Origin of the sequence: Salinisphaera hydrothermalis C41B8 (assembly GCF_000732535.1) — a bacterium.
Classification (GTDB): Bacteria; Pseudomonadota; Gammaproteobacteria; order Nevskiales; family Salinisphaeraceae; genus Salinisphaera; species Salinisphaera hydrothermalis.
In genome coordinates this window covers 37,466-44,589 of record NZ_APNK01000029.1, presented here as the reverse complement: position 1 = coordinate 44,589, position 7,124 = coordinate 37,466, and the positions used below count along the sequence as shown (strand labels likewise).

The window sequence follows — 7,124 nt, the reverse complement described above, 5'->3', positions numbered from 1 at the left end:
CATCAACCACCGATCAGCCGACTGCGGCTCAACGTGAACAATGTGGTGGGTTTACACACCTAGTGCCCCGGTGACTAACCGCCATCGGCGCAATCTGCGTCTATCTGCGGATAAATGTCTTAAGGAACGAAGCCCATACAGTTGCGTAGGTCGGATTAGGTGCTTGCACCGTAATCCGACAGCCGAGCCTTCAAACCCGCGGGTTGAGCGTCGGATTACGCGCTACGCGCTAATCCGACCTACTGCTGCTGGGCAAAAAAATCTGTCCGCAGATCAACACAAATTCAAACAGATGCGGTTGTGCTTTCGCGGCATAGCGGACTCGAGGCGCTAACCAGCGGCGGCGTCGAATGAAGCTTGCGAGTCGGCGGAGCCGATCAGGAACGAAGCCCATACAGCCATTCGCGCCCCGCTCGAACGCGCGCCTGTGACGGCTAACCGCCATCTGCGCAATCCGCGTCATCTGCGGATGAATGCTTTAAGTTGCGTAGGTCGGATTAGGTGCTTGCACCGTAATCCGACAGCCGAGCCTTCAAACCCGCGGATTGAGCGTCGGATTACGCGCTACGCGCTAATCCGACCTACTGCTGCTACGAATCCAGTCCGCCAATGAACACGAATGACGCGAATAGCGGACCGATATTTCGACCTAGACGACGCGGGGCGCCATCATGCTTTTCGGGCTTCGTTCGGCAAAACACCTGTCCGCAGATCAGCACCGATTCACGCCGATGCGGTTGTGCTTTCGTGGCGTAGCGGATTCTGGGCACTAACCGGCGACCGGGTCGGACAAAGCTCTAATTCGCAGGATTCGTTGGGAAGCGAAGCGTCCACAACAGTTCGCGCCCCGATCGCACTCACACCTCCAGCGATTAACCGCCATCTGCTTGGATCTGCGTCGATCTGCGGATAAGCGTCTTAAGAAACGAAGCCTGTACAGCCGTTCGCGCCCCGATCGAACTCGCGCCTGCAACGGCTAACCGCCATCTGTGCAATCCGCGTCATCTGCGGATAAATGCTTTAGGGCGTGTCGTCATGAGGACCGAAGAGATAAAGCCACACGACACCGCGAGGCGGCCGAAGGTTTAGCGAGCGGGGTTGTCCCGATTGATGGCGCGATGACCGATATCCCGGCGATAGCTGACGTTCGGCCATTGAATGCCGGCGACGCCGCGATAGGCTTTTTCCTGGGCCTCGGACACGTCGCGCCCGAGTGCACAAACACACAACACGCGCCCGCCACTGGTCACCACCCGGCCCTCGTCATCGAGCGCGGTACCGGCGTGGAAGACTTCGACATCTTCGGCCACGGCACGGTCGAGCCCTTCGATCACGTCGCCCTTGGCATACGCGCCCGGATAGCCGCCCGCTGCCATGACCACGCCAAGCGCGACGTCCTCGCGCCAGCGCGCCTCGACGGTGTCCAGCCGCCCGGCGATGGCGGCTTCAAGCAGATCCACCAGGTCCGATTCCAGCCGCATCATGATCGGCTGGGTCTCCGGATCGCCCATGCGGACGTTGAATTCCAGCACCCGCGGCGCGCCGTGCTCGTCGATCATCAGCCCGGCGTACAGAAAGCCGGAGAACGGCCGACCGTCGTCGGCCAGCCCGGCCACGGTCGGGCGCATGACTTCGTTCATCACCCGCTGAGCGATATCGTCGGTAACCACCGGGGCCGGCGAATAGGCGCCCATGCCGCCGGTATTCGGGCCGGTATCGCCGTCGTAGGCGGCCTTGTGGTCCTGGGAGCTGGCCAGCGGCAGGATATGCTCGCCGTCGACCATGGCGATGAAGCTGGCCTCCTCACCCACCAGAAATTCCTCGACCACGATACGCGCGCCGGCATCGCCGAAGGCATTGTCCTCGAGCATGTCGCGCGCCGACGCCAGCGCCTCGTCGACGGTATGCGCGAGTGTGACGCCCTTGCCGGCCGCCAGACCGTCGGCCTTGATCACGATCGGCGCGCCGCGTGACTCGATATAAGCCGCTGCGGCGTCATAATCGGCAAACGTGGCGTATTCCGCGGTCGGGATCGCATGGCGCGCCAGAAAATCCTTCGAGAATGCCTTGCTGGCCTCGAGTTCGGCCGCGGCCTGTTTGGGCCCGAAACAAGCCAGACCAGCGGCTTCGAATACATCGACGATGCCGATGGCCAGCGGCGCCTCGGGCCCGACCACGGTCAGGCTCACGGCGTTATCGAGCGCAAAATCGCGCAGCGCATCGAGCTCGTCGACCCCGATGGCGACATTGCTGACATCGGCCATGGTGGCCGTCCCCGCATTGCCGGGCGCCACATACACATGATCGACCCGCGGCGATGCGGCCAGTTTCCACGCCAGCGCGTGCTCGCGGCCACCGCCGCCGACGATGAGAATACGATGTCGTGCGTTGCTCATGATGCGTTGGGCCCAGAGGATTGCTATCGGAACCGCGACCGCCCGCTCCATCGGGCGCGCCGGCGCGGCGCAAGCTTAGCAAAGGCAGCGCGCTACGTGCGGAGCAGAACATACGGCAAAGCTGCCCAGCGCAACGCTCGCCGCAGTCTCGCACAAGCTCTAAACTAGCGCGTCCGATTACATTTGAAGCGCGCAATGGCCGATCATCATACTCTCTACGAAGGCGATTATTTGCGCCTGCAATGCGTTGATACCTGGGAATTTGTCGAACGAGTCAACGCCCGCGGCGCGGTGGTGATCGTCGCCGTCACGCCAGACGATGAACTGCTCATGGTCGAGCAGCCACGCCCGGCGCTGAACGGCCCGGTATTGGAACTGCCCGCCGGCCTGGTCGGCGATATCGCGGGCGAGGAGGACGAGGCTCTGGCCGTGGCTGCCGCCCGCGAACTCGAAGAGGAAACCGGATTCCGGCCGGCCCGGCTCGAATACATGACCGGCGGGCCGCCGAGCGCCGGGCTTTCCGGCGAAACCCTGTGGTTCTATCGCGCCTACGAGCTGGAACGCGTCGGCGACGGCGGCGGCGATGACAGCGAGGACATCACGGTGCACGCGATCGCCCTGAACGATGTCGATGCCTGGCTGGCCGCCCGCGAGGCCGAGGGCCTGCCGGTCGACCCCAAGATCTACACCGGGTTGTACTTCATTCGACGCGAGCGCGGTTAATCAGGGCCTCACAGTTTGTCGTCTCGATCGCTGCCGGCTGCGATTGACGCGGGCCGGCCACGCAGGCGGCATAGCCCGGCACCAGCGACAACCACGTCAGATGCCAGTCGCGATCGTCCAGGCGGGCGATCGCGTCGTCGACCACAACCGCACGGATACGGGCCAGGCCGACGTGCCCGCTGGCCTTCACGGTGGCCTCGCGGGCGCACCAGCGGTCGAAGAAATCGCCGTCGGCGGCCACCCATTGCTGCAGTCGCGGCGAAATCCCCTCGCGACGCTGTTCCACATCGAGCCCCACCACATCGGCTTCATCCAGCGCACAAGCGACCAGCTGCCCGCTGTGCGAAATGCTGAACCCGGGCCCTTCGGCGAATCGCGGCCGGCCGCCAGCGGCGAAGCCCAGGCCGTCAAGATGATCCGGCGCATGCCCGAGCATCCCCAGCCCTTGTTCCAGCAGCCATAGACCGGCCATCGTCCGTGCCCGCGCTTCGCGGCTGCGCATGGCGTCCAGACGCGCGCGATACGCCGCCGGCGCCCATGCCGCCGGGCGTTCGGCAAAAAGCGCCTCGCGCGCTTCGTCGAGAACGATGTACACTACAAGCATAAACGATTCTTTAACGCCATTCCGATGTTTTGTTGTGGTTATCGCGACCGTGCAAGACCGCCACGCCCGGCATGACTTCGATGCCTGAGCCCGCCGGACGATCCGGAAATCATGCCACGGTGCGTACGCTGCCCGGCCCGGCGGCGCCTTTCGAGATCGCGCCCAACGATGCCACGCGCCACCAGCTCCTGGCCTGGCAGCGCGACTATGGGGATCTGTTTGCCGTCCCGTCCGATCGCGGCCCGGCGCACTGGGTGGTCAACGACCCGGCCCTGGCCCAGCAGATACTCGTACGCCGCGCCCAGGGTTATACCAAGGGCATGGGCCTGGATCGGGTCAAGATTCTGCTTGGCAACGGCATCATGGTCAGCGAAGGCGATTTCTGGGCCCGCCAGCGGCGCATGATGCAGCCGGCGTTCCGGCCGCGCAGCCTGGCCGATTTCAACGCCATGATCTTCGAAGAGAATCGCGCGCTCGCCGAGCGCTGGGCGCAGCCCGCGGCAGACGGCGCACCGGTGGAGGCCGAAGCCGGCACCAGCGAGCTGACGCTGGTGATCGTGCTCAAATCCATCTTCGGCGCCGACTACGATCGCCTGGTGGCCGACGGCGAGAACCCGTTCGCGCTGCTCACCGAAGAACCCGAGCGCAATCTGCGCTTCGCGGCCCGTTTCCATCGCCTGAAAAAGACCGTGGGCGACATCATCGAACGCCGGCTGGCCGATAACGGCGAGCGTGCCTTCGATTTCCTCGGCCACCTCCTGACTGCGCGCGACCGCGATGACCAACCCATGAGCCGGGCGGCGCTGATTGACGAGGTGATGACATTGATCGTCGCCGGGCACGAAACCACGGCCAGCGCGCTGGCCTTCGCCTGGTATCTGATCGCGGCCCATCCCGACGTTTGCGCGACGATCCAGGCCGAGGTCGACGCGCTCGACGAGGCCACGCTGCGCGCCAGCGGCGGCAACGACCGTGAAACGCTGGCTTATACCGATCGCGTGATCGCCGAAGTACTGCGGCTGTACCCGCCGGGCTGGCTATTGTCGCGCCGCGCGCTCGTCGACCAGCCCCTGGGCGAGCATACGATCGCCGCCGGCACCCAGGTTTTCATCAGCCCCTATCTCCTCCAGCGTCATGCCGGCTACTGGCACCAGCCCGAGCGCTTCGATCCGGACCGCTTCACGCACACCAACGAGCCCGGCCATCGTCTGGCCTATATGCCGTTCGCGGCCGGCCCGCGGCATTGCGTGGGCGAACATCTGGCGGCCACCGAGATGCGCCTGCATCTGGCGATACTCCTGCGTCGCTTCACGCCCACCTGGCTCGGCAAGGGCGAACCAGCGATCGAATCGGCCATCAATCTAAGGCCGGCGGACGGAATTTATTTACAATTGACCGCCCGCTAACCCAATCGTCGCTCCCGCGACGCGAATGACCAACGTTATGACTTCGTTCAACACGCTGGCCGACGCGCTCGACGCCGCGGCCGAGACCGACGGCGAGATCGGCTTCATCGACGGCGCCAACGACGAGCGCCGCCTGAGCTATCGGCTGCTCAAGCGCGCCGCGCTGCGCATGCTGGCGGTACTGCAGGCCGAGGGCGCGCAACCGGGCGATGCCCTGTTGCTCTACATCCCGGACAACCTGCGCTTCCTGCAGTTCTACTGGGCCGCGATCTACGGCGGCCTGACGCCGGTGCCGGTCGCTGCGGGCGCGACCGACGCGCATCTGGCCAAGCTGGCGAAAGTCTGGGCGCATATGGGCGAGCCGCGCGTGGTCACCGACGCACGCCACATGGAACGCATCCTCGGCTATTTCGAGCACAGCAACGAAGCCGCCGCCGGCGAACGCCTGGCCGAAAACGCGCTATCGGACGAGCCGCCGGCCGTGGAGCAGGCCGCCGAGCGCGCCGCGATCACGCCCGATCAGACCGCTTTCATCCAGTTTTCCTCCGGCTCGACGGGCGACCCGAAAGGCGTGGTGCTCACGCATGCCAACGTGTTGGCCAACATCGCGGCCATCACGGAAGGCTCGCGGTTCGGCGCGCACGAAATCGCGTTGTCGTGGATGCCGCTGACCCACGACATGGGGCTGATCGGCTTCCATCTGACGCTGCTCACCCACGCCTTCAACCATCACCTGATGGCCACCGATCTGTTCGCCCGGCGCCCGATGCTGTGGCTGGACAAGGCGGCTGAAAAGAACGCGACGCTGCTGTGTTCGCCCAACTTCGGCTATCGCCACACGCTGCGCGCGATCGGCGCCAAGGGCCTGCCGGACATCGATCTGTCGCGCGTGCGCCTGATCTACAACGGCGCCGAGCCGATCGCCGCGCCGCTGGCACGTGAATTCCTGGAAACCCTGGCGCCGGTCGGCCTGTCGCCGAACGTCATGTTCTGTGTCTACGGCCTGGCCGAGGCCAGTCTGGCCGCGACCTTCCCGCCCGCCGGCGCGGGTCTGTCGACCATCCGCGTCGCCCGCGGCGAACTGGGCATCGGCGATCCGGTCCGATTCGACGATTCGGATAACGCCATCGAACTGGTCGACCTGGGTTCGCCGGTGGCCGGTGCCGATCTGCGCATCGCCGACGGCGACGGCCAGGCGCTGGGCGAGGACACGGTCGGCCGAGTCTGGATCAAGGGGCCCAACGTCACCGCCGGCTACTACGCCAACGACGACGCCAACGCGGCCGCGCAGGTCGGCGACGGCTGGCTGGACACCGGCGACCTCGGCTTTGTCCACGACGGCGATCTGTTCATTGCCGGGCGCGCGAAGGACATCATCTTCATCAACGGCGCCAATCATTATCCGCAGGACCTGGAGGCCGTGGCCCAGGCCGCCGAGGGCGTGGATCTGAACAAGATCGCGGCCGCCGGCGTGCGCGCGCCCGGCGCCGATGCCGACGAACTGGTGTTCTTCGTCGTCTTTCGCGGCCATACCGAGGATTTCGTGCCCATCGCGCGCGATGTCGCGCATCGTGTGAACCAGGGCACAGGGCTGGCGGTGGATCACGTCGTGCCGGTGCGCCAGATTCCCAAGACCACCAGTGGCAAGCTGCAGCGCGCCGCCCTGGCCCGCGATTACGCTGCCGGCGCGTTCGACGACGTGATCGCCGAGTTGGCCGCGCTGATGCGCCCGGCCGACGCAGCCCCGACCGCCACAACCAACGCCGGAATCGCCGATGAACTCAAGGCGATCTGCGACGAGGTCGCCCCGGACAAGAAAATCGGCGTGGACGACGATCTGTTCGAGATCGGCCTGTCGTCGCTGGAACTAGCCCAGATCCACGAAGGCATCGAAGCCCGCTGGCCGGACACCATCGAAATCAACGATCTATTCGACTACCCGACGATCAACGATCTGGCCGCTTTCCTGGAGAGCGAAACGGCTGCCTGAGGCCC

The 7,124-nt window shown here is 65.3% G+C and carries 5 protein-coding genes; 3 read left to right on the top strand and 2 right to left on the bottom strand.

Annotation, left to right across the window (positions count from 1 at the left end):
* Positions 1 to 1,085 precede the first annotated feature (1,085 nt).
* On the bottom strand, positions 1,086 to 2,396 hold the full coding sequence (purD, locus tag C41B8_RS14985; RefSeq protein WP_037339979.1) for a phosphoribosylamine--glycine ligase: 1,311 nt from the start codon (positions 2,394 to 2,396) through the stop codon (positions 1,086 to 1,088).
* 195 nt (positions 2,397 to 2,591) lie between these two features.
* Here purD and C41B8_RS14980 point away from each other — a divergent pair, with 195 nt between their 5' ends.
* Positions 2,592 to 3,119: an NUDIX hydrolase gene (locus C41B8_RS14980; RefSeq protein WP_037339945.1), complete on the top strand. Its 528-nt coding sequence runs from the start codon at positions 2,592 to 2,594 to the stop codon at positions 3,117 to 3,119.
* Here the strand turns inward: C41B8_RS14980 and C41B8_RS19790 are convergent.
* Positions 3,097 to 3,723 carry a 4'-phosphopantetheinyl transferase family protein gene (locus C41B8_RS19790; protein WP_156962556.1) on the bottom strand — a complete coding sequence of 209 codons (627 nt, stop codon included), beginning with the start codon at positions 3,721 to 3,723 and terminating at the stop codon, positions 3,097 to 3,099. The genes C41B8_RS14980 and C41B8_RS19790 overlap by 23 nt on opposite strands.
* 80 nt (positions 3,724 to 3,803) lie before the next feature.
* On the opposite strand from C41B8_RS19790, the gene C41B8_RS14970 reads away from it, so the two are divergent.
* Positions 3,804 to 5,129, top strand: a complete 1,326-nt coding sequence (locus C41B8_RS14970) for a cytochrome P450 (protein WP_198025229.1) — start codon at positions 3,804 to 3,806, stop codon at positions 5,127 to 5,129.
* A gap of 37 nt (positions 5,130 to 5,166) precedes the next feature.
* Positions 5,167 to 7,119, top strand: coding sequence for a non-ribosomal peptide synthetase (locus C41B8_RS14965; protein ID WP_037339976.1), 1,953 nt, complete (start codon positions 5,167 to 5,169; stop codon positions 7,117 to 7,119).
* The last annotated feature ends 5 nt before the right edge of the window (positions 7,120 to 7,124 follow it).

Excerpts from the sequence above, each read along its gene's own strand:
- C41B8_RS14970 (WP_198025229.1), top strand. The coding sequence starts at position 3,804 with ATGCCTGAGCCCGCCGGACGATCCGGAAATCATGCCACGGTGCGTACG.
- purD (WP_037339979.1), bottom strand. The coding sequence starts at position 2,396 with ATGAGCAACGCACGACATCGTATTCTCATCGTCGGCGGCGGTGGCCGC.
- C41B8_RS14965 (WP_037339976.1), top strand. The coding sequence starts at position 5,167 with ATGACTTCGTTCAACACGCTGGCCGACGCGCTCGACGCCGCGGCCGAG.
- C41B8_RS19790 (WP_156962556.1), bottom strand. The coding sequence starts at position 3,723 with ATGCTTGTAGTGTACATCGTTCTCGACGAAGCGCGCGAGGCGCTTTTT.
- C41B8_RS14980 (WP_037339945.1), top strand. The coding sequence starts at position 2,592 with ATGGCCGATCATCATACTCTCTACGAAGGCGATTATTTGCGCCTGCAA.